A 1629-nucleotide genomic window follows, 5' to 3' on the forward strand; every position below is an offset into this window, starting at 1 on the left:
AGGTTGCGAACCCCTCATCTCAAGACAGGACGCCTCGTTGCGCTATCCTCTCAGCCGCGCTGCCGGCCGTCGTGCCTACCGCGCGAGCGGTTTAGTCCTCGGGCGGTTATCGGACGTCACAAATCCGCTGATCGGCACGTCGGCTAAGGGGCCAACACAAACATTCATCGTGCCGCCGGTTCAGGAGCAACGGCGGAACACACTGAACTGGAACGATTGATCAGAGCCCCAGGGCGTCGCATGAGCATGCCGGCGAGTGTCGACGAGCTGGAACGCGTGACCAAGTGTCTGGCCAAGGCTCAAAGGATCGTATCGAACCACGGGTAGGCCGCTGCATCGTTCAGGCCCATCGAGCGCAAAGGTGGCAATGATTGCGTATCCACCAACTTTCAAAGCTCGCCCAAGGCGCGCGACATACGCAGCACGGTCCCGGTCCTCGGTAAGAAAATGAAACGCCGCCCGATCGTGCCAAATATCGTAAGCCTTCAACGGCTCCCAGGCTGTAGCGTCCGCTACTATCCAATGAACCTGTGCGGCACGGTGCCCCATGCGTACCCTGGTGGCCTCAAGTGCAGCTTCTGACACATCGAGAACGGTTACATCCTCGAAGCCTCGATCAGTGAGATGATCGACCAGACGCGAAGCCCCTCCACCGATGTCGATAATAGCCGAAGAGTGACTCGCGCCGATCTGCGCGATCAGTTCAAGCGAAGGAGCGGGATTTTCCTGAAACCAACTGACTTCCGTCTCACGCTTCTTGGTGTAGACACCCTCCCAATGGGCTTGACGGCTGTCATTGTTCATAGCTTCTTCCTCCAACCAAGGTCCGAAGTAGGCTTGAATATGGTCATTCCTCCCATCCTCGACAATAAGCACACGTCTGAGCCGTCAGTGTTCGCTCCAGCAGCTCTGCTTCGTGAGGCACGGCGGCAGAAAGGGCTCGATACTCTAGAGGTGCCCCGCGTTTGCATTTTGGACCCTGATGGTGATTTGGTAAGCCAATTGCGACGGACGGGGGCGGCAAGACCGTTCGCAGGCTGGCCCTGTTACCACACCGAGCTCGACACCTTCGACCTCTGCGGCCATCAGGTCGGGATTGTTGGCCGCGTCGTTGGTGCTTCCTTCGCCGTCCTTGTCGCTGAGGAGCTGTTCGCCAGCGGATGCCAGTTCGTGGTCAACCTCACCTCGGCGGGCCAGATTATAGCTTCAGGACCGCCTCCTTACTTCGTTGTGATCGACCGCTCCCTGCGCGATGAAGGGACGAGCTACCACTATGCGCCACCGTCTGAGTTCGCAGAAGCAGACCCAATCATTGTGAAGAAGGCTGCAACCGCGCTGGTACAGAGCGGCCATTATGCCGTTGTAGGGGCGAGCTGGACCACTTGCGCGTTTCGCGGGATCGTGAGCACGGATTTCAGCGCATCGTGAGCAACGATTTCAGAGGATCGTGAGCAGCGATTTCAGGCGATCGTGAGCAACGTTTGGCGGTGCCGGACGCTTCGACCGACAACTCAACCGGGCTACGGATTTCTCATTCAACCAATGAGGAAGCCTGATGCCTACCGAGAGATTGTCGATGCGCCGGATCCGAGAAGTTCTACGTTTGAGGCACCAGGGCCTGACCGAGTG

At 58.4% G+C, this 1629-nt stretch carries 2 protein-coding genes; one reads left to right on the top strand and one right to left on the bottom strand.

What is annotated here, in order from left to right; translation table 11 throughout:
* Window positions 1-180: 180 nt before the first annotated feature.
* The gene (locus tag IVB36_RS15255) at window positions 181-804 is read right to left on the bottom strand and encodes a class I SAM-dependent methyltransferase (protein ID WP_083926621.1); all 624 of its coding nucleotides are present in this window, start codon (window positions 802-804) and stop codon (window positions 181-183) included.
* 39 nt (window positions 805-843) lie between these two features.
* Here IVB36_RS15255 and IVB36_RS15260 point away from each other — a divergent pair, with 39 nt between their 5' ends.
* Entirely contained in the window at window positions 844-1428 is a 585-nt protein-coding gene (locus IVB36_RS15260; RefSeq protein WP_346731046.1) for a hypothetical protein, read from the top strand.
* The last annotated feature ends 201 nt before the right edge of the window (window positions 1429-1629 follow it).

Origin of the sequence: Bradyrhizobium sp. 35, from assembly GCF_023073215.1 — a bacterium.
Lineage (GTDB): Bacteria > Pseudomonadota > Alphaproteobacteria > Rhizobiales > Xanthobacteraceae > Bradyrhizobium > Bradyrhizobium canariense_D.

Coding starts and splice junctions, on each gene's coding strand:
- IVB36_RS15255 (WP_083926621.1), bottom strand. CDS start 804: ATGAACAATGACAGCCGTCAAGCCCATTGGGAGGGTGTCTACACCAAG.
- IVB36_RS15260 (WP_346731046.1), top strand. CDS start 844: ATGGTCATTCCTCCCATCCTCGACAATAAGCACACGTCTGAGCCGTCA.